Below are 26,712 nucleotides of genomic sequence, written 5' to 3'. Positions count from 1 at the left end.
TTCCTGCGGTGACCGGGGGAATCCGGTGATAAGCCGAGGTTAGGAAGGTGGGCGGTGCGCAGTCGCGGGTAGTTGACTACCTGATTCGACCCCCGGACGCATCGAACAAATGTTCGATATACTGGCGAGGTGGGTTGGCATAACGGGCCGCCGAGCTGGTCGGAGATGGAGCGGGTACTCACCGGCAAACCGCGACGTTCCGGCCTGCCGTTGGAGCCCGCGGGCGACGGCGGGGACAGCCCCGCCTGGTCGCGTAAGCGCGGTAGCTATCAGCCGCCGGAACTCGACCGGCCGCGTACGTCGGTCCGTTACGCCGAACTGCACACGCATTCGGCGTACAGCTTCCTCGACGGCGCGAGCACGCCGGAGGAGTTGGTCGAGGAGGCGGCCCGGCTGAACCTGCGGGCGATCGCGCTGACCGATCACGACGGGCTCTACGGTGTGGTCCGGTTCGCCGAGGCGGCCAGGGAGCTGGACGTGGCCACGGTCTTCGGCGCCGAGCTGTCGCTGGGGAACATTCCCCGCACCGAGGACCCCGACCCGCCCGGCCCGCATCTGCTGGTGCTGGCCCGTGGTCCGGAGGGCTACCGGCGGCTGTCCCGCGAGATCGCCAAGGCGCACCTGGCCGGTGGTGAGAAGGGTAAGCCCCGCTACGATTTCGACGGCCTCACCGAGGCGGCCGGCGGGCACTGGCACATCCTGACGGGCTGTCGCAAAGGGAATGTCCGCCAGGCGCTTTCGGCGGGTGGGCCAGAAGCTGCCGCCGCCGCGCTGACCGATCTGGTGGACCGCTTCGGGGCCGACCGGGTCAGCATCGAACTCTCCCATCACGGCCATCCGTGTGACGACGAGCGCAATGCCGTCCTGGCCGGGCTGGCCCCGCGGTTCGGAATACCGGTGGTGGCCACCACCGGTGCGCACTTCGCCGCCCCCGACCGGGGGCGGCTGGCCATGGCGATGGCGGCGATCCGGGCCCGCAACTCGATGGATACCGCCGCCGGGTGGCTGGCCCCGCTCGGCGGATCTCACCTGCGTTCGGGGGAGGAGATGGCCCGGTTGTTCGGTACCGAGATCGTGACGGCCGCAGCAGATCTCGGTGAACAGTGCACCTTCGGTCTGGCGCTCATCGCCCCGCAGCTGCCGCCGTTCGACGTCCCGGCCGGGCACACCGAGGACAGCTGGTTGCGGCATCTGGTCATGACGGGGGCGGCCGAGCGGTACGGGCCCGTGGACAACGCGAGAAAGGCCTATGCGCAGATCGAACACGAGCTGCGCATCATCGAGCAGTTGAAGTTTCCCGGCTATTTCCTCGTGGTGCACGACATCACCCGGTTCTGCCGGGACAACGACATCCTGTGCCAGGGCAGGGGATCGGCGGCCAACTCGGCGGTCTGCTACGCGCTGAAGGTCACCAACGTCGACCCGATCGCCAATGAGCTGCTGTTCGAACGGTTCCTGTCCCCGGCTCGCGACGGTCCTCCCGACATCGACATCGACATCGAATCGGACCTGCGCGAGAACGTCATTCAGTACGTGTACGAGCGATACGGGCGTGACTACGCCGCACAGGTCGCCAACGTCATCACCTATCGCGGCCGCAGTGCGGTCCGCGACATGGCCCGGGCGCTGGGCTTCTCCCAGGGACAGCAGGATGCCTGGAGCAAGCAGCTCAGCCGGTGGAACGGGCGTCCGGACTCGCCGGAGGCGGAAGACATCCCGCAGCCGGTGATCGAGTTGGCCACCCAGATCGCCAACCTGCCGCGGCACCTCGGCATCCACTCGGGCGGCATGGTGATCTGTGACCGCCCGATCGCCGACGTGTGCCCGGTGGAGTGGGCCCGCATGGCCAACCGCAGCGTGCTGCAGTGGGACAAAGATGACTGTGCAGCAATCGGTTTGGTGAAATTCGACCTGCTCGGCCTCGGTATGCTCTCGGCGCTGCACTACGCGATCGACCTGCTGGCCGAACACAAGGGCATCGCCGTCGACCTGGCCAAGCTGGATCTGTCCGAACCGGCGGTCTACGAGATGTTGCAGAAGGCCGACTCGGTCGGGGTGTTCCAGGTGGAGTCCCGCGCGCAGATGGCCACCCTTCCTCGGCTCAAGCCGAGGGAGTTCTACGACCTCGTGGTGGAGGTGGCGCTGATCCGTCCGGGTCCGATCCAGGGCGGTTCGGTGCACCCCTATATCCGTCGCCGCAACGGCCTGGAGGAAGTCACCTACGACCATCCGTCCATGAAATCCGCACTGAAGAAGACGCTGGGCATCCCGCTGTTCCAGGAGCAGCTCATGCAATTGGCAGTCGACTGTGCGGGTTTCACCGCGGCCGAGGCCGACCAGTTGCGCCGGGCGATGGGCTCCAAACGCTCGACCGAGAAGATGCGCCGGCTGCGCAACCGGTTCTACGACGGCATGGCCGAACTGCACGGGATCACCGGAGAGGTGGCCGAGCGGATCTACGAGAAGCTGGAGGCGTTCGCCAATTTCGGTTTCCCGGAAAGTCATTCGCTGAGCTTCGCGTCACTGGTCTTCTATTCGTCGTGGTTCAAGCTGCATCACCCGGCGGCGTTCTGCGCGGCACTGCTACGGGCCCAGCCGATGGGGTTCTACTCGCCGCAGTCACTGGTCGCCGACGCGCGCCGGCACGGGGTGGTGGTGCACGGACCCGATGCCAACGCCAGCCTGGCCTACGCGACGCTGGAGAACGCCGGCATGGACGTGCGGTTGGGGTTGGGCAGTGTCCGTCACATCGGTGACGAGTTGGCGGGGCGCCTGGTCGATGAACGAAATGCCAACGGGCCGTTCGAAACCCTGATCGACCTGACCGGTCGCGTGCAGCTGTCGGTACCCCAGACCGAGGCGCTGGCCACCGCCGGTGCGCTGGGTTGTTTCGGGATCAGCCGGCGTGAGGCGCTGTGGGCGGCGGGTGCGGCGGCCGGCCAGCGGCCGGACCGACTGCCGGGGGTGGGCTCGTCCTCCCATGTCCCGTCGCTGCCGGGGATGAGCGCGCTGGAACTGTCGGCCGCGGACGTGTGGGCCACCGGCGTCTCGCCGGACAGCTATCCCACCCAGTACCTGCGCGCCGACCTCGACGCGCTGGGCGTGATTCCTGCCGACAAGTTGCTGGGTGTCGTCGACGGGACCCGGATCCTGGTTGCCGGGGCGGTAACTCACCGGCAGCGTCCGGCGACCGCGCAGGGCGTGACATTCATGAACCTGGAAGACGAGACCGGGATGGTCAACGTGCTGTGTGCGCCCGGGGTGTGGGCGCGCTACCGCAAGCTGGCGCAGACGGCGCCGGCACTGGTGGTCCGCGGCATCGTGCAGAACGCCAGTGGCGCCGTCACCGTGATCGCCGACCGGATGAGCCCGGTCGAGCTGCGGATCGGCTCGCGGTCGCGAGATTTCCGCTGAGCTCCCCGGCGGTCAGCTCGGGTCGACGCTGGAAACGCTGGAAACGCTGGAAACGCTGGAAACGCTGGAAACGCTGGAAACGCTGGAAACGGTAGAGACGCTGGAGACGCTGCGGGTCGTGGTGTCCTCAAGCCCGGTCCGCAGCAGCGACCATGCCAGCCGCCGCGCGTCGGTGGCCCGCTCGTGCAGCAGGCGCTGGACCGCGGGGATGGGATTGGTTTCCGGGGTCCGTCCCTCGACCACGTCGGCGTGCAGATCCTCGGCAACCTGGATCGCCAGCAGCACCGCGTCGTTGACCCGGTTCAGCGCATCCTGCAGGCGGTCGTCCTGGCTGAGCAGATGGGCGTTGTCCAGTTCGACCGAAACGTCGCTGACCACCTGGCTGATCTGACCGAAGAGCGCGTTCATCACGGTTTCCCGCTCGTCCCGGTCCGGGTTGCGCAGTTGTGTCGCACCTTCGGTCCACAGCGTGGCGAGCATCCGGGTGTGTGTGCCGACCGCACGTGACACCTCGATCATCGCCTGCTTCTGCAGTTGTTCGAGCAGGTTGTTGCGCTCGATGCGGGCCAGTTCCTGTTGTGCCACCAGTTCGGCATCGTGCAGCTTCTGCTGGGACTCCATCTGGGCCCGATGCCATTTCTGGGTCAGCGCGAGTTCCAGCGCCGAGCGTTCGTCGGCGGCCGCCAACTCACGGCGCAGACGTTCGTCGGCTTGGGCGATGTCGTGTTTGGCCTGGCGCTGGACCGTGAGGGTCAGCCACATCGTCACCATCACGACAACGAAGATGACGGCACCGAAGAACCACTCGGCCTTGCTTCCGCGCTCGCCCGGGCTGAACAGCAGGTACCAGACGATGGCCAGGCTGCCCAGGCCGCCGCATACCAGCCAACCGATGCCGGCCTTGGGGTCGATCGACAAGGCTTTGGGGGCCGGGTCCCGATCCACCGAAGCCACCCGCATCGGTTGAGTCGTGTCACCGATCTGGCTGTAATCCAACGGCGCACCCCCTGAAGACTCAGCGACCCTTGTCGATTCAGTTAGTCCGGCCATGTCGACCTCCCATCGGCCAAGCCTGCCACCGTGCCGGCGTTCAGAGTAAGGCCAACCTCGGCAGCGGGTGCTACCGGCCGGTGGCGCCGGCGTTCGCATACTCTGTTTTTCGTCATTCTTCAAGTGCCCCTAGCGATGACGAGCCGCGCGATAACCGCTAGTGTCATCGGCGTGCTCACCGCGAGCGGCGGTGGATCGGTCCGACAGGTCCGGCAACCGGCCGCTCACTTTTCTGTTGATCTGTTCGCTTGAGAATTGAGGGCCCATGGGACAAAACGCGACGCTGGAAGGTGATTCGGCGGTCATCGTCAGTCTGTCGGAGGCGGCGATGCACATGTATTCCGCCGCGATCGATGCACTGCCCTTCCCCGAGGACAAGAAGTTCCACAAGCGCGCCGACGTCGTCCTGTCCGGCTTGCGCAAGCTGCGTGCCTCCCTGGCCGAGGCGGCCGGAAGCAACCGGCCGTCTCCTGCGGTCATCGTGGCGCTGAGCGGGGTCCGCCAGCGGTATGACTCGCTGATGGCCCATGCCGCTTCGGCGCCGGGATCCTCTCTGGGACAGCAGATCTACGTCACCCGCATCCACGCCAAGCTGTCGGCCCAGGAAGTGGCCAACGGCGCCGGTCTGCGTGACGGACTGCTCGACGAGCTCGAGGCCGGCGCAACGCCGACCGACGCCGAGGCGACCAAGATCCGGGACACCATCGCGGCGCTGGGCGGGTTGCCCGGCGACGATCATGGCATCCATGCCGTCCCGTCCTCGGCCGACTACGGCTCGTCGGACGAGCCGCAGGCCAACGGCTGGGAGCCGGTGCTGGTCTCCGAGAACGCCGGCTGACAGACCCCGTGCACCGTCGTCGATCCGGCGACGGTGCGCAACCTTCATCGGTTAGCTGAGTTGTACTGCGGCGCACGATGATTAGGAGCTCCCCAGCAAACTGCTGGGGAGCTTCTGGTTTTTGTCGAGCGGTTGTAGTCTCGCGGCATGACAGCCGAACCAGCCCTGAACTTGACCGTCGACGAACTCCTCACCACCACCCGATCGGTGCGCAAACGGCTCGACTTCGAGAAGCCGGTGCCGCGTGAGGTGATCACGGAATGCCTCGACCTGGCTCTACAGGCCCCCACCGGGTCGAATGCGCAAGGCTGGCAATGGGTTTTCGTCGAGGACCCGGCAAAGAAGAAGGCGCTGGCCGACATCTACCGGGCCAACGCCAACCCCTACCTGGACATGCCCAAACCTGAGCGCGGTGACATCCGCGACCAGCAGGCGGATGCCGTCATGAGCTCCGCGCGGTATCTCACCGACAACTTCGAGAAGGCGCCGGTGCTGATGATTCCGTGCCTGGAAGGCCGTCCGGACGGTGCCCCCGCCGGCATGTCCGCATCATTCTGGGGATCCCTGCTGCCCGCGGTGTGGAGCTTCATGCTGGCGCTGCGCTCGCGTGGCCTCGGGTCGGCCTGGACGACGTTGCACCTGCTCGGTGACGGCGAGAAGCAGGCCGCTGAACTGCTGGGCATTCCGTTCGACCGGTACGCCCAGGCGGGGCTGTTCCCGATCGCCTACACCTTGGGCACCGACTTCAAGAAGGCCAAGCGCCTTCCGGCCGAGCAGTTCTCGCACTGGGACAGTTGGTGAGCCCGGGGGACCCTGGGACGCCTGTTGCCCCTCGGTGCAATTGTGAAGCCGGTGTATGAACTCTCTGTGAGATTCGGGCGTGGGTCGCATGGCGGCCCACGCCCGCGGCGTAACTAGACGCCGCCGGCGAACCCGTGTTGGCGCCACGCCTCATAGGCGGCGACGGCCGCGGCATTGGACAGATTCAATGACCGCCTGCCGTCGAGCATCGGAATACGTACCTGTGCGGTGATATTCGGGTCGGCCAGGGTTTGTGCGTCCAGTCCGGTGGGTTCTGGGCCGAACATCAGCACGTCTCCCGGCTGGTAGGCGATATCGGCGAACGAGGTCGACGCGCGGGCGGTGAATGCGTAGACCCGGGCCGGCATCAGCGTGCGCCACGCGGCCGCCAGATCGGCGTGCACGGTCACCGATGCCAGGTCGTGGTAGTCGAGGCCGGCCCGGCGCAGCTTGGGTTCGGACAGATCGAAGCCCAGGGGCTCGACCAGATGCAGCTCGCACCCGGTACCTGCCACCATCCTGATCGCATTGCCGGTGTTGGGTGCGATGCGGGGAGAAAAGAACAACACCCGGAACATCCGACGATGATCGTACGAAGGCCCGCCCGTGGTCGAATCGGGATGTAAATGAGGTCCGATTCGGCACGCGGAATAGGAAGTGGAAATCGGCACGCGATTCGGCAAGGACAGCGCTGTTTGCTCGATTACCACACAACTGCGCTACGGCTCGGTCACGAACTCTGTCTGTTCAGTAAGAATTGTGGAAACGCTCGCGAGCTGCTGTCATACTCGTGCAATTGCCAAGGCGTTTGACGCCCGCCCCCGCGTGGGCGGAAACAGCAGGAAGTCTTATGAATCACGCCCCACGAGTAAATTGCGGCCACGCAGCCGGTAGTGCGGTTGGGCGCCGATGACTGCCTTTACGCAGCTGAAACAGGCTGACGGCACCCTCGTCGAATTCTCCCCAGCACCATCGGCTCCGGCCAAGCGTCCCTCGCGCTGGTCACCGGCCAACTGGCCGGTGAGTCGGAAAGTCCTCGCCATTGTCCTCGTGCCGTTGATCCTGGCGGCGACGTTTGGTGGCTTGCGCATCTATGCCAGTGCCAGTGCTGCCGGAGACCTGCGGTTGGCGGCCGATCGGGCCGAAGTGATCCCCGACGTCGACCGCTACATGGCGGCGATGGAGGGTGTGCTCGTTGCAGCTACCGAAGGTGGCGACGGACAGTCTGCGATGTCCACGTTCAACGAGCGCAAATCCGAGTTGCAGCAACGGATAGACGCCACCAATGTGTCCGAGGATGTCGGTCAGGCCGTCGCAGGCCTTCTCGGCAAGGGACAGCAGCTTGTCGACGCGGTGATGTCCGATTCGATCGATCTGCGGCAGCGCATCCTTGACTACGGGCCGCTGCTGCTGACCGGGGAAGCCGCGATCACCGGCTCGGTGCACAGCAACCAGCAGGCGGTTCAGGCTCAGGTTGAGGCGCTGGCCCGCGCGGTCGGTGCCCGTGGGCAGATGGCGATCCAGCGGATGTTGGTCAACCGGGGCGGCGACGAACCCGAGCCGCTGCTGCGCACCTCGATGATCACGATGGCCGGAACCGAGCCGTCCACCGTCGCCGCGCTGACGAAGGTGCTCGGAGGTGGCTCCGAGGAGGCGGCGACGCTTCGGGCCGAGATGGTCAAGCGCATGGCGATGATGTCGAATCCCGGCATTCCGCTGGTCGGTAATCCGGACATGCTGGCATCGCTGGAGGCGACCAACAAGATCGCCGGACAGATCGTCGACGACACCACCACGTCCATTCCGGCCGCGGTGGAGGCCCAGGCCAACGATGCCCGTAACGACGCGATCCGCGACGCCATCCTGGTGGCGACCGCGATCGTCAGCGCCATGGTCATCGTGTTGTTGGTGGCCCGCTCACTGGTGCGCCCGCTGCGGACGCTGCGCGACAGCGCGCTCAAGGTGGCTCACCAGGACCTGGCCAAGGAGATCGAACGGGTCCGCGCCGGCGGCGAGTTGGTGCCGGTCACCCCGATCCCGGTGCAGACCACCGAAGAAGTCGGTCAGGTGGCCCATGCCGTCGACGAACTGCACGAGCAGGCGGTGTTCCTCGCCGGGGAACAGGCTCAGCTGCAGTTGCAGGTCTCGGACATGTTCGAGACGCTGTCGCGGCGCAGCCGCTCACTCGTCGACCAACAGTTGTCGCTCATTGATCAGCTGGAGCGCAACGAGGACGACCCGGAACGCCTGGAGAGCCTGTTCCGGCTCGACCACCTGGCTGCTCGCATGCGCCGGAACGGCGCGAACCTGCTGGTGCTGTCCGGATCCAAGCTGGCACGCGAGCACAGCCGTCCGGTGCCGCTGGCGACGGTAATCAATGCCGCCGCCTCCGAGGTGGAGGACTACGCCCGTGTCGTCACCGCGTCGGTGGCCGACGTCGAGATCACCGGCACGGCGGCCGGCGACCTGATCCACCTCCTGGCCGAGCTGCTAGACAATGCGCTGCGCTACTCGCCGCCGATCTCGCAGGTGCGGGTATCGGCCGTGCACGCGGCCAAGGGTGCGTTGGTGATCGAGGTCAGCGATGTCGGCCTGGGTATGACCGAGGCCGATCTGCGGGTCGCCAACACCCGTCTGCAGTCCGGCGGTGAGGTCAATCCGTACACCGCGCGTCACATGGGTCTGTTCGTGGTCGGGCGGCTGGCCACTCAACACGGTCTTGTCGTGCGGCTGCGGAGCACCGTCGCCGAAGAACCGAGCTCGGGCACCACGGCAGGGGTGTACATCCCGGCCTCGCTGCTGGCCCGCGACGGCGGCGACTCGGTCGAGGACCTTCCGTATGGCAGGCCCGTCGACGCGCATGCCGGGATCGCGACGGCGTTGTCGCTGGACGCCGATCCTGCGGATGCGTCGGTGTTCGGGTCCGGCACCGACGAACCCCACCTCAACGGTGCAGACATGCCGTTCGACCTGCTGCCGCAGCGCAGTCCGGGTGCCAGTGGCATCTCGGAGCTGCCGGGCACACTCGCCCCACAACCGGAGGAGGAGGCCGGCGAGGCGCCGGCCGAGGAGCCCGCGGACGAGCCGGTGGGTGAATGGCCGCAGCAGTGGCCGGTGCACACCGAAGAGAGTGCGGCCCTGGCCAAGGGCGAAATCGCGGGAGCGGCCGACGCGGCAGCCACCGACGAGGCGACCGACGATGTGGAGGCCGGACGTCAGACGCCCACCAACACCTCATCGTTCTTCGCGTCCCGAGGGCAGGTGGCCACCAACGGCGTCAACGGTGCCGCGGGCCTCAACGGTCTGAACGGTCACGGCGACCTAAACGGGGCAACTGACCTCAACGGTCACAGCGGCCTCAATGGCGTCAACGGTCTCAACGGCGCGGCTCATCAAACCGAGCACGCACCCGAGGAGCCGGTCGAACCCGCCGCGGCCCAGGACGACACCCCCGATGTAGAGGGCGACTCCATCTATCAGTCGATGGTCTCGGAATTCGAGATCGATCCGACGACCCACGTGCGCAGCGCCGACCTGGACTGGAAGACGGTCTGGGAGAAGGGCTGGTCGGTAGCCGCCGCGGCGCAGGACGCGCCCGTCGAGGAGCACACCGAGGAAGGCCTGCCCATGCGTACGCCGGGTGCCCGCCTGGTGCCGGGTGGCATCGCAGCTGCAGTCGCGGCGTCCGCCCCTGAGCCCAACGGCCGTCACCGCAACGGTGGAGTACACCGTAACGACGACAGCGTCGAGACGGTAGCATCGGCAGACGAACCTGACAGCGGCATGTTCGCGGCGTTCAAACCGCGTGACCCTGAGGCTGTCCGTACGAGCACCAGCAACCTTTTCGGAGGCGTGCACGCCGGACGATCGCATGCCCGTGAGACCAGAGGAACCGATAACGAATGACCCGTCCGACGCAGCGCGACTCCCTGGACTGGCTCGTGTCCAAGTTCGCCCGCGAGGTATCCGGGGTGTCCCACGCGGTGCTGGTTTCGGCCGACGGACTGCTGATGGCTGCCAGCGAACACATGCCGATCGAGCGGGCCGACCAGCTCGCCGCCGTCTCCTCCGGACTGGCGAGCCTGGCCACCGGCGCCTCCCAGCTGTTCAACGGCGGCCACGTGATGCAGTCGGTGGTCGAGATGGAGAACGGCTACCTGCTGTTGATGCGGGTGGGTGACGGGTCCAACCTGGCCACTCTGACCGCCCCGTCGTGTGACATCGGCCAGGTCGGCTACGAGATGGCCATCTTGGTCGAGCGGGTCGGCGCGGTGGTGCAGTCTTCGCGCCGTACGCCGCAACCGTCCTGAGTCCCCCGCCCCCTTCTGCCCTTCGCGAGGTGCCTGTGGACGAACCGGAAACTACTGACCGTCCGAGTCTGGTGCGGCCGTACACGCTGACGGCCGGCCGCACCGACTCGCGCGTGCACCTTCCGCTGGAAGCACCGATACAAAAAACCGACACGACACGTGAACCGCGCTGGACTGGGCACGATGTGCGCGCACAGATCGTAGAGTTGTGCACCGGCAGTCCTTCGGTTGCCGAGATTGCCGCTCATTTATCTCTCCCGCTCGGCGTGGCGCGCGTGCTGATCGGGGACTTGGTGACGCAGGGTTATCTAAGGGTGGAAGCCACCCTCGATGACTCGGCTAGCTTCGACGAACGCCGCGAATTGATTGGAAGGACCCTGCGTGGCCTACGAGCACTCTGAACCCCGCTCGGCCTCCGGCGGTGGCGCCCCCCGACGTGGGGCCGCCTCGACGAAGATCGTCATTTCTGGCGGGTTCGGGGCAGGGAAGACGACATTCGTCGGCGCGGTCTCCGAGATCATGCCGCTGCGCACAGAAGCGTTGGTCACCAACGTGTCTGAGGGCGTCGACGCCCTGGACGGCACCCCGGACAAGCGCACCACCACGGTAGCGATGGACTTCGGCCGGATCACGCTGGACGAGGATCTGGTGCTGTATCTGTTCGGCACACCCGGGCAGCGCAGGTTCTGGTTCATGTGGGACGACCTGGTCCGTGGCGCCATCGGTGCGATCATCCTGGTCGACGTGCGCCGCCTGCAGGACAGCTTCGCCGCGGTCGACTTCTTCGAGGCGCGCAAGCTGCCCTTCATCGTCGCGGTCAACGAGTTCGACGATGCGCCAAAGCATCCCACTCAGGCAGTGCGCAAGGCCCTGGCGCTGCCGGAACACATCCCGGTGGTGGCCGTGGATGCCCGCGATCGCAACTCGGCCAAGGCCGCGCTGATCGCGGTCACCGAGTACTCGCTGAGCACGCTTTCCGCGTTGCCTGGCTGAGGCGTGGTAGCTGACGAAACCGCCTGGGCGGACAGGGAATTCACAGGTCACGATTTCCGTGAGGAAGACCTGAGCCGGTTGCGCACCGAGCGTGTGGTGTTCACCGAGTGCGACTTCAGCGGTGTGGACATGTCCGAGTCGCAGCATTTCGGCTCGGCGTTCCGCAACTGCACGTTTCGCCGCGCCACGCTGTGGCACAGCGCGTTCACCAACTGCAGCCTGCTGGGATCGGTGTTCACCGAGTGCCGGCTGCGGCCCATCAAGATCGTGGAGTCGGACCTGACCCTGGCTGTGCTCGGCGGCTGCGACCTGCGCGGCGTCGATCTGTCGGACTGCCGGATGCGCGAGACCAGCCTGGTCGGGGTGGACCTGCGCAAGGCGGTGCTACGGCAGGCGGACCTGACGGGGGCACGGGTGCAGGACGCCAAGCTCGACGAGGCCGACCTGCGCGGCGCTCGTGTCGACCCCACCTTCTGGACCACCGCGAAGCTGCGCGGCGCCAAGATCGACATCGCCCAGGCGCTGGCCTACTCGGCCGCCCACGGTCTCGACGTCCACGGCGGATAGTTTCTCCGCGAGAAGGACTCAGCCGGCCTTGAGGCGGATCCGCCAGCGAACGAATCCGGTGTAGATGATGCAGAGCAGCAACAGGATGCCGATATTGATCAGCCACACCGTCGGGGTGTGCTTCCAATGCGAATCGGCGGGCAGCAGCGGCGGCGGCACCAGGCGGGTCAGGTCGACGGTCGATGCGGAGGCCGCGAAGCCCCAGCGTGCCGGGGTGATCCAGGACAGCTGATCGAGCACCACGCGGCCGGTCACCGGGATCATGCCGCCGGAGAACACCAGCTGGCTCATCACGGTCACCACCAGCAGCGGCATGATCTGCTCGGCCGAGCGGGCCAGTGCCGACAGGGCCAGGCCCACCATCGCCGAGGCCACACACGTCATGGAGATGTCGATGAACAACTCCAGGTTGCGGCCGCCGATGAAGGCACCGCTGTCGACAGCGCCCGGGCCCCAGCCCTTTCCGACGATCGTGATCACCGTGACGATGGCCGACTGGACCACCGCGAACACCGCGAACACCGCGATCTTCGCCAGCAGATAGGCCGTCGTCGACAGGCCGACCGCCTGCTCGCGACGGAAAATTGCCTGCTCGCCGATCAGCGCCCGGATGGTCAGCGCGGTACCCATGAAGATCGCACCCACGTTGAGCATCACCAGGATCTGGCCCGGTTCGTTGGGTGCCTCGCCGCCCTGGACGGCCGGCACGGGCAGACCGAACCCGACGTCACCGGGCACCGACAGCGACAGCACTCCCATGATGAACGGCAGCATCAGCAGGAACGCGGTGTAGCCGCGGTCGGACACGATCAGCCGGACTTGCCGGCGGGCGATCGTGGAGAGCTGCCGGAACAGGCTGGTCTTGGCGGGGGCGCCCAGGTCGCCGGGCTGTGCCGACGACGGTTCGGCTGCCGGTGCCGGGCCGGTACGGGCCAGGTAGCGCCGGTTGGCCTCGATCGGATCGCCCGCGACGGTGCTGAAGATGTCGGCCCAGTTGGTGGTGCCCAGCTCGGGGCCGATCTGGTCGGGCGGGCCGCAGAAAGCGGTCTTGCCGCCGGGGGCCAGCAGCAGCACCTGATCGCACACGTCCAGGTACGTCAGCGAGTGGGTGACGACCAGCACCACGCGGCCGGCGTCGGCCAGCTGGCGCAGCATCGTCATCACCTGACGGTCGAGCGCCGGGTCCAGGCCCGAGGTGGGCTCGTCGAGGATCAGCAGTGACGGCCCGGTCAGCAGTTCGAGGGCGACCGAGGCTCGCTTGCGCTGTCCGCCGGACAGCTTGTCGACGCGGGTGTCGAGGTGCTTGGTCATCTCGAGTTCCTCGAGCACCTGCATGACGACCTGTTCGCGGTCTTCCTTGGTGGTGTCGGGCGGCAGCCGCAGTTCGGCGGCGTACATCAGCGCCTGCCGGACGGTGAGCTGACCGTGCACCACGTCGTCCTGCGGGACCATGCCGATCCGGGAACGCAGCGAGGCGTACTCGGCGTGGACGTCGTGACCCTCGAAGGTGATGGTGCCGGTCGTCGGATGTGTGTAGCCGGCGACCTGCTTGGCGAACGTCGACTTGCCGGCACCTGACGGGCCGATCACCGCGGTGAGCGTCCCGGGCCGGGCGTCGACGGAGATGTTGTCGAGCAGCGTCTTGTTGCCCTCGATCGTCCAGGTCAGGCCCCGCACCTCGAGGCCGCCGGTGCGGGTGTCGGCCTCGGTCTCGCTGCGCCGGACCAAGGTGCCGCCGCTGAACACCAGGTCGACATTGCCGATGGTGACCACGTCACCGTCGTGCAGGATCGCGCTGTCCACCCGCGCGCCGTTGACGAAGGTGCCGTTGATGCTGCGCTCGTCGCGGATCTCGGTGCCGCCGGTCAACGGGATCAACGTGGCGTGGTGGCGTGAGGCCAGCACGTCGGGGATGACGATGTCGTTGTCGGTGGCGCGGCCGATCTTCACCGCTCCCGCCGGCGCCGGGGCCGTGCGACCGGGCCGCAGGATCTTCATCATGCTGGTCGCGATGTTGCCGCCGGCCTCGCTGCTACCGCGGTCCGAGGTGGCGGCCGGCGCCATCGAAGTCGCTGCCTGGGACGGGTTCACCGGGGCCGGGGTGCGAACCGGTTGCGACTGGTACGCCTGGGGGCCGCTGGGGTATCCCGACTGCGGTCCGCTCGGGTAGCCACCCTGAGGGCCGCTCGGATACCCGGTCGGCGGGGTCGGATAGCGCGGCTGCGGGCCGGATGAGTAACCGGGGCGCTGGGCGGCCGGCGGCTGACCGTACTGCTGACGCCCGGGGGGCGACGCCTGAGTGGGCCACGCACCGCTGGGCCGGTTCCCGATGGGTACCGCGGCGGTCGGTGTCCGGCCGACGGAGCCCTGGTGACGTCCGACCTCGAAGGTCACCTGTGGTCCGTCCGGGTTGCCGATGTTGACGACCTGGCCGTCGTGGATGTCGATCGAGGGCACCCGGCGGCCGTTGGCGTACATGCCGTTGAGGCTGCCGTTGTCGATCGCGATCCATCGACCTTGGTCGAAGCGCAGCACCAGGTGGGCACGCGAGATCAGCGGGTGGGCGATGCGGACGTCGGCGCGGAGGTCACGGCCGATGACGACATCGTTGCCCGGGGCAAAGGTACGGGTCGATCCGTCGTAACGAACGGTCAGCGCAGGGCTCATCGCGCTCAACTCTATCTGTACTTCTCACCGGGGCTGGGCCGTTGCGGGGGTGTCGCGGCGTGTGACTATGGCTCACATGGGTTCTGAAGGGTCGCAGAAGGCGGCCGAGCGGGTTCTCGGCGTGCTGCGTCTGCTCGGCACGGTGCTGGCCGGTGCGGCGGTGGTGTTGTTGGTGTGGGCCGCGGCGCTGGGTGCATGGGCGCGGCTGGTCGCGCCGCGCAGCGCGGGGGAGGGTTCCTGGTACGTGGTCGGCCTGCACCGCTGGGGTGAGGCCCTGCCCAACCGCATGGCACTGGTGGTCGTGGCGGTCGCGGTGGTGGCGATCGCAGCCATGGCCTACAGCGTCTGGCGCGGGCAGACCGGCCGTGATCTGGCGGCCACCCCGGCCGGAGCGGCGGGCGTGGCGGCGGTGCTGGTCATCGCTTACGTCTCCCAGGGCATCCCGGCCTTCTACCGGACGGCGATGACCAATTCGCCGGTCACCGCCGCGCTGCCCGCCGGGATGGCGGCGTGGTGGTTGTGCCTTGCCGGGGCGGCGGCGACGTTCCTCGCGGCGCGGGCGTTCCCTCGGTTGGACCGCGGCGCGGTGAAGTTGCTGGCCGTCGGTGCGGCGATTGCCGTCGTGGTTGCCGCGGTGGTGACCGTGGGTGCGTTGCGCGCCGGTGATGACGGGCGCTTCGTCGATGCGGCGACGGCGGCAGCTACTGATGCGCCCGCAGTGCCCAACGCGTTGGGGAAGCGAACGTTCACGGTGCCGGTGCCCGATGCGTTCGTCGACAAAGGCGTCCCGACGTACGACATCGGTTCTGCTGGGGCCGGTTTCGCGGTGTACCGGGACGGCCGCATCACGGCCTACGGCCTCGACGGCAAGGAGCGCTGGCACTACGCGCGTACCGGGCCCGGCGATGTGGGCGTCACCGGGATGCGGGTGCTCGACAATGGCGCCACGGTCTTGGCGTTCATCGATGGCGGGCTGGTCGGCCTGGATGCCATCACCGGCCAGCAGTTGTGGGTGGGTGCGGACGCGGCCCTTCAGGAAGCGGCCCGTGGGCGTTTTCGTTTGGCGTCCGGGCCGTTCATCGTCGGATGGAACGACGACCGCATCTGGACCCGGTATGACGGCCGGACGGGCCGCGCAATGTGGAGCGTGCCCGCCCCGCATCCCGGTTGCGGCATTGTCGAACCCGTCGTGACCACAACGGGAGTGGTGTCGACAGTCCAATGTCAGGACGGCAAGGTCTGGTTGAGTGTGCTCGATCCCGAAACCGGGCAAATCGGCTGGGACACAGTGCTGACGGAGCGAAAGATCGACCCGGCGGTGCCGATCGAACAGCGCTACATCAAACTCGGTTCCAGGCCGGCCAATGGTGTCGGAGTGTTCGTTTCACTGGTTGGTTCCGGTGCACCGGACAGTGCACTGTATGCCGACATCGTTCACCGCACTGTGACCCCGCTGCCGGCCGACGGGCGCCCCGCTGAATCATACGGTCCCAGTGAGGATTTCGTGGTGTGGTACCTGACGGATCGGACCACCCGGCTGACCCTGTTCGGGCCAGACGGGCATCAGCGCTGCCAGGTTCCCGACGGCGTCGAGCCGGTTCGGGTGAACGTGCAGAGCCTGCGAGTCGATCAACCCGCCTTTGTCACGTTCCCCGACACCCTGCTGCTTGCCGACCGCGGCGCCCGGGGTGCCGCGGGATCGCTGCGCAGTTTCGACGCGAAGACCTGCGCTCAGACCGCCACGGTGCCTGCCGAATCGGTAGAGGGTCTGATACCGGCCCCGGGTGCGGTGCTGGTACTGCGGCGCGACGGGCAGACACTGCAGATCGACGGGTACACCGTCTAGGCGGGGGAATTGGCCAGCGTGGGAACGGCTTCGGCCGGGTAGCGGTCCTGGGCATCCCAGACGTCCCAGGTCTGCACGGCCCAGAACACCGCGAACAGCACGATGAGGATGAGTTCGACGGTGATCACGCCGAAGTGCCATCCGAGAATCAGCAGCACGATGCCGGCCACGACGGTGATCAGCATGAGCGCGGCGATGGTCGCGTAGAACCGGGCCAGGTGCTGGCGCACCGCCGCCCGGGCGTAGCACGCGTGGTAGACCGCCACCAGCGTGATGGCCAGGAACATCGCGACCGCGGCGATCACATGAGCGTGCTGGGCGAACCAGTCCCACAACATCAGCGGGGCTCCGGCGATGGCGATGACCAACAGCGCTGCCGGAAGCCATTTTTCGACCCGAAGCAGCGCGCTGGCGATGGTCTTCCACAGGGTGGCGGCCTCGTCGCAGGACGGGACCGACGCGACAGGTGGCTCTTGCGGACGCCGCCAGCGCCCGAGCGCCAGGTACATCCCGGTGCCGACGGCCACGGCGACGAACAATGCGGCCACGTTGTTGGCGACGCCGCCGAACGGGTCGGTCACGCTGGGAAGCCATGGCCGGCACAGGTCATCGGGGCCGGTGGGCACCAGTGCGACGATGAACGCCATGAAGCCGGAGTAGTTCAACAGCGCGTCCTCACCCACCCGGCTGCCCTTGTACGCGATCAGGCAGATGCCGATCGCGCACAGCGAGGCCAGGAACACCGCGTGGGTGCGGGTGTAGAAGAACGCGCTGATCGATCCCTGCGGGCAACTGTGCGCCCACGTCAACGCCAGTGAGGTCAACAGGAACACCACCAGCGCGACCAGGCCTACCCGCACGTACCGGTAGGTGACCATGGTGTCGCTGGGGTTGCCGGCCATGCAGCTATTAGCTCACGAGTGAGTCCGGGGCTCCTGTCACCACGCAGTGGGTGTGGCTGTAGATCGTCGGCATGCACATGTTGCAGTGCGTACACAGCGACTTGACCGAGCCCGTGGCTTCCTCGGCCTGGATCCGGTTGAGCAGGTCCGGCTCGGCGAGCAGCGCGCGCCCCATCGCGATGAACTCGAAGCCCGCCGCCATCGCCCGGTCCATCGTCTCGCGGTTGGTGATGCCGCCCAGCAGGATGATCGGCATGCTCAGCTCGGCGCGGAACTTCTCGGCGTCGCGCATCAGATACGCCTCGTGGTACGGGTACTCGCGGAAGAACTTGTTGCCGCTCATCCGGATGCCCCAGCTGATCGGGGGTTTGAAGTTCGCGGCGAACTCCTTGACCGGTGCGCCGCCGCGGAACAGGTACATCGGGTTGACCAGCGAGCTGCCCGCGGTGAGCTCGATGGCGTCCAGGCCGCCGTCCTCCTCAAGCCACTTCGCCGTCTGCAGGGACTCGTCGATCGGGATGCCACCGCGGACACCGTCGCTCATGTTGAGTTTGGCGATGACGGCGATCTTCCGGTCGCCGTGCTTGTCGACGGCGTCGCGCACCGCGCGCACGACTCCACGGGCGACCTTGGCCCGGTTCTCCAGCGATCCGCCGAACTCGTCGGTGCGCCGGTTGATGAGCGGGGACAAGAAGGAGCTGGCCAGGTAGTTGTGACCGAGGTGTACCTCGACCGCGTCGAAGCCGGAGTCGATGGCCAGCCGTGCGGCGTTGGCGTGCGCTTCGGTGACGTCGCGGATGTCGTCGATCGAGGCCTTCTTGGCAAACCGCATCGACAGCGGGTTGAAGAACCGGACCGGCGCCAGCGCGGGGGCCTTGTTCGTGCGTGAGTTGGCGACCGGCCCGGCATGGCCGATCTGGGCACTGATGGCGGCGCCCTCGGCATGGATGGTCTCGGTCAGTTTGGTCAGTCCGGGAACGGCCTCGGGCCGCATCCAGATCTGCCAGCCGTCGGTGCGGCCGCCGGGGGCCACTGCGCAGTAGGCGACGGTGGTCATGCCGACACCGCCGGCCGCGGGCAGCCGGTGGTAGTTGATCAAATCCTCCGTGACCAGCGCATCAGGCGTGGACGCTTCGAAGGTGGCGGCCTTGATGATGCGGTTGCGCAGCGTCACGGGGCCGAGCTTGGCCTCACTGAAAACATCAGTGAACACATTGGGCTGGGTGTTCATATGCTGAGCCTGCCACGCGACTGACACAATGGGGACCGTGGGTTCCATTGTGTTGGACGGTAAGGCGACGCGCGACGAGATCTTCGTCGACCTCAAGCAGCGTGTAGCGAAGTTGACCGAAGCCGGCCGGACACCCGGTCTCGGGACTGTGCTGGTAGGTGACGACCCCGGTTCGCAGGCCTATGTCCGCGGCAAGCACGCCGACTGCGCAAAGGTGGGGATCAACTCGATCCGCCGCGACCTGCCCGCCGACATCACTCAGGCCCAGCTCGACGAGACGATCGACGAGCTCAACGCCAACCCGGAGTGCACGGGCTACATCGTGCAGCTGCCGCTGCCCAAGCATCTGGACGAGAACGCCGCGCTGGAGCGCATCGATCCGGCCAAGGACGCCGACGGTCTGCATCCGACGAACCTCGGGCGGCTGGTGCTCGGCAAGGAAGCGTCGCTGCCCTGTACTCCGCGCGGCATCGTGCATCTGCTGCGCCGGTTCGACGTGCCGATCGCCGGGGCGCATGTCGTGGTGATCGGACGTGGGGTCACCGTCGGCCGGCCGATGGGCCTGCTGCTCACCCGGCGTTCGGAGAACGCCACCGTCACGCTCTGCCATACCGGCACCCGGGATCTGCCCGCGCTGACCCGTCAGGCCGACATCATCATCGCCGCTGTCGGTGTTCCGCACATGGTCACCGCGGACATGGTCAAGCCGGGTGCGGCCGTCGTCGACGTCGGCGTGAGCCGGGTGGACGGCAAGCTGACCGGCGACGTCGCACCCGACGTCTGGGACGTGGCCGGGCATGTGTCGCCCAACCCGGGTGGAGTGGGACCGCTGACGCGCGCGTTCCTGCTGACCAATGTCGTCGAGCTCGAAGAGTCGAAACTGGCGTGACAGTAAACGAGTTCGTCCGCAAGGTGTTCGCCGGACAATGGCCGATCCTGGTGGTCGGGCTGATCTTCATCGCGGCGTTCGTCTTGGTCGTGGCGGGCTACTGGCGCCGCGGCGCACTGTTCATCGGGATCGGGGTGGGGGTGGCGGCAGCGCTGCGGCTGGCGCTGACCGACGACCGGGCAGGTCTGCTCGTGGTGCGCTCGCGGACCATCGACTTTGCCACCACGGCGACGGTGAGCGCCGCGGTGCTCTACATCGCCTGGACCATCGACCCGCTCGGCACCAGCTAACCGACCGCGGCCGTGCTGACGGGGGAGAAGAGTCGCGACACCTCAACGCGCAGCCGGCGGCACGCGATCAGCATGATCGTGCTCGGCACCGTCATATTTGGGCTGATCGCTGTCGGGGTCGACAAACTCGTCGTCGACGAACTCCAATACCGACGTGACATGGGTTTGCGCGCCAATCCGCCGCAACGGCAGAAGGAACAAGCCCAAGCACTGATCGACGAACTCAACTCGCACGATCCGGCACGGGTCTCCCTCCCCGGTGCACGCGGTGACGCTGACGGCCATGCCCGGGTACGCCGCAACATCCTCGCGGCAATGCCGCTCACCGGCTGTCGTTACACGCTGGACTCGGTCCGCGACGGCGGCGTGCACAACGACGTTCGCATCGGTACGGAGGCTGTCCGACATGTTTACCGGTACGACATGCTGGTGCACGAGCAATGCCCGGCGTCCGCGCCGGTGCCGGTGACAATCGGGGTTCTGTCGACTCCCGGGATGGGCGGGTACTGGGACCCGGCAGCATTGACGGTCGAACAATGACCTCGGCCACGTCGGTGCGACGGACCCCTCGGCTGAACAGGGCAGCTGTGTGGGTGACGGTGCTGATCGCCACCGAGCTCGCGATCGCCGGCGCGGTCCTGGTATACCGGTCCATCGTCACCGAGGATCCGACCAACGCCGCGCCGTTGTGGGCGGGCGTATTCATCGTCGTCGTGATGGGTATCCCGGTCGCGTTCTGGACTGTTGTGTGGGCGCTGAAATCCCAACCCCTACGACCGATCTGGGCGTGGTCGGCGTTCGCTTTGCTGATGACTTCGAGCGGACTCGCGGCGGTGTTCTCCGCGCTGGCCCTGGTCAGTCTGCTCCATCCGATCAACTGACTGAATGCGTTGAGCCTGACGACGGATATCGGATCCGCGCGGGGTTCTGTCAATGTCGGCCGCGGACTGGCCTGCGGCTTCGAACAGCGCCGCCCATTGTTGTGCGGTCAAGTCCCGTGGCAGTGCTGACGGATGAATTCCATTGGCCTGCAACCACCGCCGATCCACGTGAGGTCGCAGGATCTGCGCCAGGCCGCAGCCCCGTCCGGTGAACACCTCGTGCGCCAGCGCCTGATACCGGCGACGCTCGGCCGACGGGATCAGCGGTTCGCCGCGGCGAGTGATGGTCAGCAGCCCGGCGTCCACACCGGGACGTGGACGAAACGCGTCCGCGGAAACCTTTCGTGCCAAACCGAATTCGAACCACGGCCACCACTGCGCCGTCATCATGGTGGCGCCGCCGACGGGGCCCGCCGTCGGGCCACCTCCCACTGCATCAGCAGTACGGCGTCGGTCCATCCCGGGCCGTGTAACAGCCGCCGCAGGATCGCGGTGGTCAGGTGGAACGGCAGGTTGCCCACCACCACGTGCGGAGTCTGGGGCAGCCGGTACCGCAGGAAGTCGGTAGTGACCACCTCGGCCGAGGTTCGGTCCGAAAGTCGTCTGGCCCTCCGGCGGTCGACCTCGATGGCGGTCAGCGGCCGGTCCAGCCGTTGCAGCGGCAGGGTCAGCGCGCCGTCACCGGCGCCGATCTCGACAATGGGACCTGTTGTGTGCGAGACGATTTTGACGATATCGGCGACCACTCGACGGTCGCACAGGAAATTCTGGCCGTACTCATGCCGGCCGTGATGAGGTGAAGACACGGACGCTCCGCAGTCGCAGGGACAAAGCTGCTGCGGCGGATGTTCCGAGGAAGTGAAGATCCGCCGGCTATGTGATGCGCAAGCGGATGTAGGTCACCGACATGGCTGCCACGGTAGGCAGGGTGGAGCTCCGGCTTCAACTGATTTTCGGAATGCTCACAGGAAATGCCCAGGAGGCAATATTGCCCAGCGGGCAATATTTGGTCTACGGTGAAGGCATGGCACCCGGACTGCGAGAACGCAAGAAGCTCGATACCCGCAGGGCGCTGAGCGATGCCGCGCTGAGCCTGGCATTCGAGCGCGGCCTGGAGAACGTCACCCGTGAGGACATCGCCAACCTCGCCGGTGTCTCGCTGCGCACGTTCACCAACTACTTCGCCGGTAAATACGACGCGCTGGGGTATCGGCAACAGGAACGTATGCGCCGCAGCATCGACCTGCTGCGTTCGCGGCCGGCCGACGAACCGTTGTGGACCGCCATCACCGAATCGGTGATTAAACCGTTAGGCGACGACATGTCCGACGTCTACGGTGAAGAGAACGCGATACCGACCCGCCGGCAGCTGGCTGAGGTCCGCAAACTGCTGATGATCCCGGAAATCCGTGATGCCACTTTCCGGGGTTTGAACGATGAGTGGGTGGCGGCGATCGCTGAGCGCACCGGCACGGATCCGGAACGCGACATGTATCCGCGACTGGTGGTCGCCGTGGTGCGCGCGGTCGGTGATGTGGCGATGGACGAGTACGGGAATGCCGATCCGCCAGTCGCTTTCGCGCGATTGCTTCGTAAGGGGTTCGCAGCGGTGGCTGCCGGCCTGCCCGAACCGGGAGGGAACAAATGACAGATCAGATCGACGTCGTCATCTCAGGTGCCGGCCCCAACGGCCTGTTGGTGGCCGGGGAGCTGGCCCTGGCCGGGGTGCGACCCGTGGTGTTGGAGCAATTGCCTGAACCCAGCGAGGAACTCAAGGCCAACGGCATTGTCGGGCAGGCCAACCGAGTGCTCGATCTGCGCGGCCTGTATCAGGAACTCAGCGGTACCGGCACGCCGCCCGAGCCGATGGCAGGCTACATCTTCGCGGGCATGCAGGTGCCGTTCACCGATGTCGTGGACAATCCGATGTACGGCATGCTGATCCAGCAGCCCCGGGTGGTTCGTCAGTTGGTGGACTGGGTGCAGGGCCTCGGGGTTGAGATCCGTTGGGGGCATGAACTCGTCGCGCTCGAGCAGGCGAACGGGGGCGTCATCGTCGACGTCGCCTCGCCTTCGGGCGACTACCGGCTGCCGGCCACCTACCTCGTCGGTGCCGATGGCGGTCGCAGCCCGGTCCGGAAGAAGGCCGGCATCGAGTTTCCCGGGTTGACCACCGATGTCGTCTCCCGGGTGGCCCACATCAGCCTGCCGGATGAGTTGCGTACCGGCTACGGTGCGCTGAACGTGCCGGGCTTTGGAATAATCCCGTTCGGGCACAACCGGTTCGACGGTGGTGTACTCATCTATGCAGAGTTCCAGCAAGGTCGGTCGATGTTGGGAACCATCGAGTACGGCTCGGTTCTTCCCGACGATGCGCCTGAGCTGACCATCGACGAACTGCGCGAGAGTGTGAAGCGCGTGGTCGGTGCCGACCTGCCGATCGAACCGCCTGCCGGACCCGGTCCGCACGCCCTGCGCCGGATCAACGGTCAGAACACCCGTCAGGCCGCGCAGTACCGCTCCGGCAACGTCTTCCTGGTGGGCGATGCGGCTCACGTGCATTCGGCCATGGGTGGACCCGGGCTGAACCTGGGCATGCAGGATGCGATGAACCTGGGCTGGAAACTGGCCGCGGCGGTGCAGGGCCGGGCACCCGACGGCCTGCTGGACAGCTATCACAGCGAGCGCTGGCCGGCCGGGCAGCGGGTGATGATGCAGTCGATGGCCCAAGCCGCCCTGATGGCCGCCGGACCCCAAGTCACCGCACTGCGAACGCTTTTCGGGGAACTGTTGGCGACACCGGACGGTTCGGCGCACATCGCCGCGGTGCTGTCCGGTTCCGATGTCCGCTACGACGTCGGTGATGAGCACAGGCTGTCCGGATACTTCGTCCCGGATTTCGTCCTTGACGACGGCCGTCGGATCGCCCAGCTGCTGCACTCGGGCCGGCCGATACTGCTCGATCTCTCGGGCGGATACCGAGACGTCGTCGACGGCTGGCGGGACCGGCTCGACGTCGTCGAGGCGACCGTCGCCGACGGACCTGCCGCGGCGCTGCTGATCCGGCCGGACGGCTACGTCGCCTGGGCCGCAGACGAATTCGACCACGACGGTCTGCGCGCGGCTCTGGAGCGCTGGTTCGGCCCGGAAGCCGAGGTGCCCGCGCTCAGCGCCTGAGGGCGCGGCGCAGGACGCCGGGATGGCGGACGAGTTTCGGTCCGAGCCGCATGGCGAACACCGTGGTCGCAAGCCACGGACGCAGGTGCGGACGCAGGCGTCGGATCCGCCCGCTTCCATCGAGTTCGAATACCAGCGCATCGGTGATGGTGACGCCGCCGACCCGGCCCGTGCTGATCCCGACGCGGGTCGGACCGTCGCCGATCACTTCGTCCCAGGTGAGGTCTCGCAGGTCGCCGTACACGGCGCCGAGGAGCTGCCGGAGATCGTCGTGTCCCCGGAACACCATTCGGCCGGAGAGCGGTGAGACCAGCTCTGCGTCGGGCGCGAGGGTCGCGACGAGCGCGTCGAGGTCGTTGGTGCGGGTGGCGTCGCAGAACGCGGCGACCGAATCGGTAGTCGTTGGCATGCCCTGTCCTCACCTGGATTGCGATTTGCAACCTACTCAACCGCAGTTCATTGCGAATTGCAATGGACTACGGTTGAGGGGTGCCCAAACAGTCCTTCAGCGACATCTCGTGCTCGATCGCGCGGGCTGTCGAGGTGGTGGGGCAGCGGTGGACGCCGCTGGTCCTGCGTGACCTGTTCGCGGGGATGACGCGGTTCGAGGACATCCGGCGCGATCTCGGTATCGCGTCGAACATCCTGGCCGTACGTCTGGACGAACTCGAACGGCACGGCGTGGTGCAACGACGCCGGTACCAGAGTGCGCCGCCGCGCTACGAGTACCTGCTCACCGACAAAGGGCGCGATCTGTACCCCGTGATCGCGACACTGCTCGCCTGGGGGGACAAATGGCTGGCTGACGCGGACGGACCGCCGGCGCTGATCGTCCACCGCGAATGCGGTCGCGTCACCACGGCCAAGACCGTGTGTGCACAGTGCGGAGGCGAACTCGACGCGGCGACGGCGACGGCCGCCGCGGGCCCCGGGGCCCGACCGGGCCCCGGCACCGCCGTCATCGGCGAGTTCATCCTCGGCCGCCCAACGGGCTAGGCCAGAGTCGCCCGGATGCCCACCGTGACGTAGGGCAACGCCAGCCCTGACGAGTTGGCCAGCGCCGGGTGCGTGGCCAGCAGTTCGCGGACCTGTTCCAGCGTCCGGGTACGCACCTGCTCCGGTGAGGTGATGCAGTAGCTGCGAGAGGCCACCAGATCGATGAGGGCCTGGGGCGTCAGGTAACTCGTCCACTCCACCTGGTGCCGTTCGATCTCTCCGAAAGGCTCGGCCAGTGTCACCTCGTTGTTGAACGGATCATGTTCGGGGCCGATGATCCGGCCCAGATCCTTGACCCAGCCCGACCGTTCGTCGCGCGTGTTCCACACCAGGCCCAGCCGGCCGCCGGGGCGCAGCACCCGGCTGACCTCCTTGACGGCCCGCTCTGGGTCGAACCAGTGCCAGGCCTGGGCCACCAGCACCGCGTCGACGCTGTTGTCGGCCAGTGGGATCTCCTCGGCCGTGCCCAGCAGTGCCGGGGTGTCTGGCAGCGAGTTCGTCAGCAGCTCAAGCATTTCCGGGATGGGATCGACGGCGATCACGTCCAGCCCCCGCTCGACGAGGCGGGTGGTCAGCTTGCCGGTGCCTGCGCCCAGGTCGAGCACATCCTGGGCGCCATCGGGCAGCAGCCAGTCGATCGTCTCCGGCGGATACGACGGCCGGCCGCGTTCGTATGCTGCGGCTTCTGAGCCGAAGGACAGGGAACGCGCCTTGGGCGAGCTCACCGCTGTGCCAGCTCCAGCGTGCGGCGGATCAACTTGCCCACCACTTCCGTCTCGACCAGGAAGCCGTCGTGGCCGTACGCCGAGTCGACGACGTCCAGGCCGTTGCAGCCGGGCAGCAACTCGGCCAGTTCCTGCTGTAGCCGGATGGGATAGAGCCGGTCGGAGGTGATCCCGCCGACGATGACGGGTACGGGACAACCCTGCAGCGCACTGGCAACTCCGCCGCGGTCGCGGCCCACATCGTGGGTGGACAACGCGTCCGAGAGGGCCACATAGGTGCCCGGGTCGAATCGGCGGGCCAGTTTGCCGCCCTGGTATTCCAGGTAGCTCTGCACTCCGTAGCGCCCGCCGGTGGTCGGATCCTCGTCGCCCTGGGCGTCGTTGCCGAACCGCTCGTCGAGCTCCTCCTCGCCGCGATAGGTCAGGTGCGCGAAGCGCCGGGCGATCTCCATGCCGGCCAGCGGGGCCCGGCCGGTGTCGTGGTAGTCGCCGCCCTGCCAGTCCGGATCGGCCTTGATCGCGGCCACCTGGGTGCTCTGGGTGCCGATCTGATCGGCGGTGGCACGGGCGCCGACAGCCAGGACGAGCCCGGCCCGGACTTCGTCGGGGTGCCCGACGAGCCATTCCAGCGCGCGGGCTCCACCCATCGACCCGCCGACCACCGCAGCCACCTCGCTGATGCCGAAGGCTGCCAGGGCGGCCCGGTCGGCCTCGACCTGGTCGCGGATCGTGATCTGGGGAAACCTTGAGCCCCAGGGCTTTCCGTCGGGGCCGAGGGAACCTGGTCCGGTGGAGCCCTGGCACCCACCGAGCACGTTGGTCGAGATCGCGCACCACCGATCGGTGTCGATCGGGGCGCCCGGGCCGGCCACCCCGTCCCACCAGCCTGCGGTCGGATGGCCGTCGCCGGCCGGTCCGGTGACGTGCGAGTCGCCGGTCAAGGCGTGCAACACCATCACCACGTTGTCGCGCTCGGGCGACAGTTCGCCCCATCGCTGCACGGCGATCGACACGTCAGGTAGGACGGTGCCGTTCTCCAGCGTCAGGGCACCGATGTGCACCACGCAGATCTCGCCTTCGGCAGGCAATGGGAGGGTGGACACGGCTGGTTCTTCGGTGATCGTCATGCCGGTCT

24 protein-coding genes and 1 pseudogene are annotated in these 26,712 nt (G+C 67.2%); 16 read left to right on the top strand and 9 right to left on the bottom strand.

The genetic code is table 11. From position 1 onward, the window contains the following. Window positions 1–129: 129 nt before the first annotated feature. On the top strand, window positions 130–3,414 hold the full coding sequence (locus ACNQVK_RS29035) for an error-prone DNA polymerase (RefSeq protein WP_418032281.1): 3,285 nt from the start codon (window positions 130–132) through the stop codon (window positions 3,412–3,414). A gap of 12 nt (window positions 3,415–3,426) precedes the next feature. Here the strand turns inward: ACNQVK_RS29035 and ACNQVK_RS29030 are convergent, their stop codons facing one another. Next, window positions 3,427–4,410, bottom strand: a complete 984-nt coding sequence (locus ACNQVK_RS29030) for a hypothetical protein (protein WP_418032280.1) — start codon at window positions 4,408–4,410, stop codon at window positions 3,427–3,429. A 319-nt stretch (window positions 4,411–4,729) separates the two neighbouring features. Here ACNQVK_RS29030 and ACNQVK_RS29025 point away from each other — a divergent pair, with 319 nt between their 5' ends. Then, complete coding sequence (locus ACNQVK_RS29025) at window positions 4,730–5,302, top strand: XRE family transcriptional regulator (RefSeq protein WP_418032279.1); 573 nt, start codon at window positions 4,730–4,732, stop codon at window positions 5,300–5,302. A 147-nt stretch (window positions 5,303–5,449) separates the two neighbouring features. Further along, window positions 5,450–6,103 (top strand): nitroreductase family protein, encoded by a 654-nt coding sequence (locus ACNQVK_RS29020; protein WP_418032278.1) that lies wholly within the window; start codon window positions 5,450–5,452, stop codon window positions 6,101–6,103. Window positions 6,104–6,216: 113 nt separating this feature from the next. On the opposite strand, the gene ACNQVK_RS29015 is transcribed toward ACNQVK_RS29020, so the two are convergent. Continuing rightward, window positions 6,217–6,681, bottom strand: coding sequence for a tRNA (cytidine(34)-2'-O)-methyltransferase (locus ACNQVK_RS29015; RefSeq protein WP_418032277.1), 465 nt, complete (start codon window positions 6,679–6,681; stop codon window positions 6,217–6,219). Between the two features lie 331 nt (window positions 6,682–7,012). Here ACNQVK_RS29015 and ACNQVK_RS29010 point away from each other — a divergent pair, with 331 nt between their 5' ends. Genes ACNQVK_RS29010 through ACNQVK_RS28990 form a run of 5 tightly spaced genes read left to right on the top strand, consistent with a single transcriptional unit; the run spans window position 7,013 to window position 11,973 of the window. Further along, the gene (locus tag ACNQVK_RS29010; protein ID WP_418032276.1) at window positions 7,013–10,009 is read left to right on the top strand and encodes an ATP-binding protein; all 2,997 of its coding nucleotides are present in this window, start codon (window positions 7,013–7,015) and stop codon (window positions 10,007–10,009) included. Beyond that, entirely contained in the window at window positions 10,006–10,413 is a 408-nt protein-coding gene (locus ACNQVK_RS29005) for a roadblock/LC7 domain-containing protein (RefSeq protein WP_029107096.1), read from the top strand. Before ACNQVK_RS29010 ends, ACNQVK_RS29005 begins: the two co-directional genes overlap by 4 nt. Before the next feature lie 35 nt (window positions 10,414–10,448). Next, on the top strand, window positions 10,449–10,814 hold the full coding sequence (locus ACNQVK_RS29000; protein WP_082448780.1) for a DUF742 domain-containing protein: 366 nt from the start codon (window positions 10,449–10,451) through the stop codon (window positions 10,812–10,814). Further along, window positions 10,795–11,406: a GTP-binding protein gene (locus ACNQVK_RS28995; protein WP_036388873.1), complete on the top strand. Its 612-nt coding sequence runs from the start codon at window positions 10,795–10,797 to the stop codon at window positions 11,404–11,406. Before ACNQVK_RS29000 ends, ACNQVK_RS28995 begins: the two co-directional genes overlap by 20 nt. 3 nt (window positions 11,407–11,409) lie before the next feature. After that, window positions 11,410–11,973, top strand: a complete 564-nt coding sequence (locus ACNQVK_RS28990) for a pentapeptide repeat-containing protein (protein ID WP_211157900.1) — start codon at window positions 11,410–11,412, stop codon at window positions 11,971–11,973. A gap of 18 nt (window positions 11,974–11,991) precedes the next feature. Here the strand turns inward: ACNQVK_RS28990 and ACNQVK_RS28985 are convergent, their stop codons facing one another. Further along, window positions 11,992–14,640: an FHA domain-containing protein gene (locus ACNQVK_RS28985; RefSeq protein ID WP_418032275.1), complete on the bottom strand. Its 2,649-nt coding sequence runs from the start codon at window positions 14,638–14,640 to the stop codon at window positions 11,992–11,994. Window positions 14,641–14,716: 76 nt separating this feature from the next. On the opposite strand from ACNQVK_RS28985, the gene ACNQVK_RS28980 reads away from it, so the two are divergent. Next, window positions 14,717–16,486 carry a PQQ-binding-like beta-propeller repeat protein gene (locus tag ACNQVK_RS28980; protein WP_418032274.1) on the top strand — a complete coding sequence of 590 codons (1,770 nt, stop codon included), beginning with the start codon at window positions 14,717–14,719 and terminating at the stop codon, window positions 16,484–16,486. On the opposite strand, the gene ACNQVK_RS28975 is transcribed toward ACNQVK_RS28980, so the two are convergent. After that, window positions 16,483–17,388 carry a diphosphate--fructose-6-phosphate 1-phosphotransferase gene (locus ACNQVK_RS28975; RefSeq protein WP_418032273.1) on the bottom strand — a complete coding sequence of 302 codons (906 nt, stop codon included), beginning with the start codon at window positions 17,386–17,388 and terminating at the stop codon, window positions 16,483–16,485. The two genes, ACNQVK_RS28980 and ACNQVK_RS28975, sit on opposite strands and share 4 nt — an antisense overlap. A 7-nt stretch (window positions 17,389–17,395) precedes the next feature. Continuing rightward, on the bottom strand, window positions 17,396–18,619 hold the full coding sequence (locus ACNQVK_RS28970; protein ID WP_418032272.1) for an NADH:flavin oxidoreductase: 1,224 nt from the start codon (window positions 18,617–18,619) through the stop codon (window positions 17,396–17,398). Window positions 18,620–18,656: 37 nt separating this feature from the next. Between ACNQVK_RS28970 and ACNQVK_RS28965 the strand changes: the two genes are divergently transcribed. From ACNQVK_RS28965 to ACNQVK_RS28950, 4 genes are read left to right on the top strand one after another with little or no spacing between them, the layout of a single operon-like run. Further along, on the top strand, window positions 18,657–19,508 hold the full coding sequence (locus ACNQVK_RS28965) for a bifunctional methylenetetrahydrofolate dehydrogenase/methenyltetrahydrofolate cyclohydrolase (protein WP_418032271.1): 852 nt from the start codon (window positions 18,657–18,659) through the stop codon (window positions 19,506–19,508). Further along, complete coding sequence (locus ACNQVK_RS28960) at window positions 19,505–19,798, top strand: DUF3017 domain-containing protein (RefSeq protein WP_044516441.1); 294 nt, start codon at window positions 19,505–19,507, stop codon at window positions 19,796–19,798. The genes ACNQVK_RS28965 and ACNQVK_RS28960 overlap by 4 nt, the downstream gene beginning before the upstream one ends. A 12-nt stretch (window positions 19,799–19,810) precedes the next feature. Beyond that, window positions 19,811–20,338: a hypothetical protein gene (locus ACNQVK_RS28955; RefSeq protein WP_418032270.1), complete on the top strand. Its 528-nt coding sequence runs from the start codon at window positions 19,811–19,813 to the stop codon at window positions 20,336–20,338. Next, window positions 20,335–20,679, top strand: coding sequence for a hypothetical protein (locus ACNQVK_RS28950; protein WP_418032269.1), 345 nt, complete (start codon window positions 20,335–20,337; stop codon window positions 20,677–20,679). Before ACNQVK_RS28955 ends, ACNQVK_RS28950 begins: the two co-directional genes overlap by 4 nt. A 63-nt stretch (window positions 20,680–20,742) precedes the next feature. Here ACNQVK_RS28950 and erm read toward each other — a convergent pair. Continuing rightward, window positions 20,743–21,485 (bottom strand): annotated as a pseudogene (gene erm / locus ACNQVK_RS28945) (23S ribosomal RNA methyltransferase Erm); the annotation flags it as partial. A gap of 218 nt (window positions 21,486–21,703) precedes the next feature. On the opposite strand from erm, the gene ACNQVK_RS28940 reads away from it, so the two are divergent. Both ACNQVK_RS28940 and ACNQVK_RS28935 read left to right on the top strand, forming a co-directional pair. Further along, complete coding sequence (locus tag ACNQVK_RS28940) at window positions 21,704–22,327, top strand: TetR/AcrR family transcriptional regulator (RefSeq protein WP_276126610.1); 624 nt, start codon at window positions 21,704–21,706, stop codon at window positions 22,325–22,327. Next, window positions 22,324–23,856, top strand: coding sequence for an FAD-dependent monooxygenase (locus ACNQVK_RS28935; RefSeq protein ID WP_418032268.1), 1,533 nt, complete (start codon window positions 22,324–22,326; stop codon window positions 23,854–23,856). Before ACNQVK_RS28940 ends, ACNQVK_RS28935 begins: the two co-directional genes overlap by 4 nt. On the opposite strand, the gene ACNQVK_RS28930 is transcribed toward ACNQVK_RS28935, so the two are convergent. Continuing rightward, window positions 23,846–24,265, bottom strand: a complete 420-nt coding sequence (locus ACNQVK_RS28930; RefSeq protein ID WP_418032267.1) for a nuclear transport factor 2 family protein — start codon at window positions 24,263–24,265, stop codon at window positions 23,846–23,848. The two genes, ACNQVK_RS28935 and ACNQVK_RS28930, sit on opposite strands and share 11 nt — an antisense overlap. A gap of 80 nt (window positions 24,266–24,345) precedes the next feature. Here ACNQVK_RS28930 and ACNQVK_RS28925 point away from each other — a divergent pair, with 80 nt between their 5' ends. Next, window positions 24,346–24,852, top strand: a complete 507-nt coding sequence (locus tag ACNQVK_RS28925) for a winged helix-turn-helix transcriptional regulator (protein WP_418032266.1) — start codon at window positions 24,346–24,348, stop codon at window positions 24,850–24,852. Here ACNQVK_RS28925 and ACNQVK_RS28920 read toward each other — a convergent pair. Both ACNQVK_RS28920 and metX read right to left on the bottom strand, forming a co-directional pair. Further along, the gene (locus ACNQVK_RS28920; RefSeq protein WP_418032265.1) at window positions 24,849–25,577 is read right to left on the bottom strand and encodes a class I SAM-dependent methyltransferase; all 729 of its coding nucleotides are present in this window, start codon (window positions 25,575–25,577) and stop codon (window positions 24,849–24,851) included. The two genes, ACNQVK_RS28925 and ACNQVK_RS28920, sit on opposite strands and share 4 nt — an antisense overlap. After that, complete coding sequence (metX, locus tag ACNQVK_RS28915) at window positions 25,574–26,704, bottom strand: homoserine O-acetyltransferase MetX (protein ID WP_418032264.1); 1,131 nt, start codon at window positions 26,702–26,704, stop codon at window positions 25,574–25,576. The genes ACNQVK_RS28920 and metX overlap by 4 nt, the downstream gene beginning before the upstream one ends. Between the last annotated feature and the right edge of the window lie 8 nt (window positions 26,705–26,712).

Origin of the sequence: Mycobacterium sp. 134, from assembly GCF_048282715.1 — a bacterium.
Lineage (GTDB): Bacteria > Actinomycetota > Actinomycetes > Mycobacteriales > Mycobacteriaceae > Mycobacterium > Mycobacterium septicum.
This window is presented reverse-complemented; position numbering and strand designations above follow the sequence as displayed.

Coding starts and splice junctions, on each gene's coding strand:
- ACNQVK_RS28980 (WP_418032274.1), top strand. CDS start 14,717: ATGGGTTCTGAAGGGTCGCAGAAGGCGGCCGAGCGGGTTCTCGGCGTG.
- ACNQVK_RS29015 (WP_418032277.1), bottom strand. CDS start 6,681: ATGTTCCGGGTGTTGTTCTTTTCTCCCCGCATCGCACCCAACACCGGC.
- ACNQVK_RS28975 (WP_418032273.1), bottom strand. CDS start 17,388: ATGGCCGGCAACCCCAGCGACACCATGGTCACCTACCGGTACGTGCGG.
- ACNQVK_RS28970 (WP_418032272.1), bottom strand. CDS start 18,619: ATGAACACCCAGCCCAATGTGTTCACTGATGTTTTCAGTGAGGCCAAG.
- ACNQVK_RS28950 (WP_418032269.1), top strand. CDS start 20,335: ATGACCTCGGCCACGTCGGTGCGACGGACCCCTCGGCTGAACAGGGCA.
- ACNQVK_RS28940 (WP_276126610.1), top strand. CDS start 21,704: ATGGCACCCGGACTGCGAGAACGCAAGAAGCTCGATACCCGCAGGGCG.
- ACNQVK_RS28985 (WP_418032275.1), bottom strand. CDS start 14,640: ATGAGCCCTGCGCTGACCGTTCGTTACGACGGATCGACCCGTACCTTT.
- ACNQVK_RS29005 (WP_029107096.1), top strand. CDS start 10,006: ATGACCCGTCCGACGCAGCGCGACTCCCTGGACTGGCTCGTGTCCAAG.
- ACNQVK_RS29020 (WP_418032278.1), top strand. CDS start 5,450: ATGACAGCCGAACCAGCCCTGAACTTGACCGTCGACGAACTCCTCACC.
- ACNQVK_RS29025 (WP_418032279.1), top strand. CDS start 4,730: ATGGGACAAAACGCGACGCTGGAAGGTGATTCGGCGGTCATCGTCAGT.
- ACNQVK_RS28935 (WP_418032268.1), top strand. CDS start 22,324: ATGACAGATCAGATCGACGTCGTCATCTCAGGTGCCGGCCCCAACGGC.
- ACNQVK_RS29010 (WP_418032276.1), top strand. CDS start 7,013: ATGACTGCCTTTACGCAGCTGAAACAGGCTGACGGCACCCTCGTCGAA.
- metX (WP_418032264.1), bottom strand. CDS start 26,704: ATGACGATCACCGAAGAACCAGCCGTGTCCACCCTCCCATTGCCTGCC.
- ACNQVK_RS28930 (WP_418032267.1), bottom strand. CDS start 24,265: ATGCCAACGACTACCGATTCGGTCGCCGCGTTCTGCGACGCCACCCGC.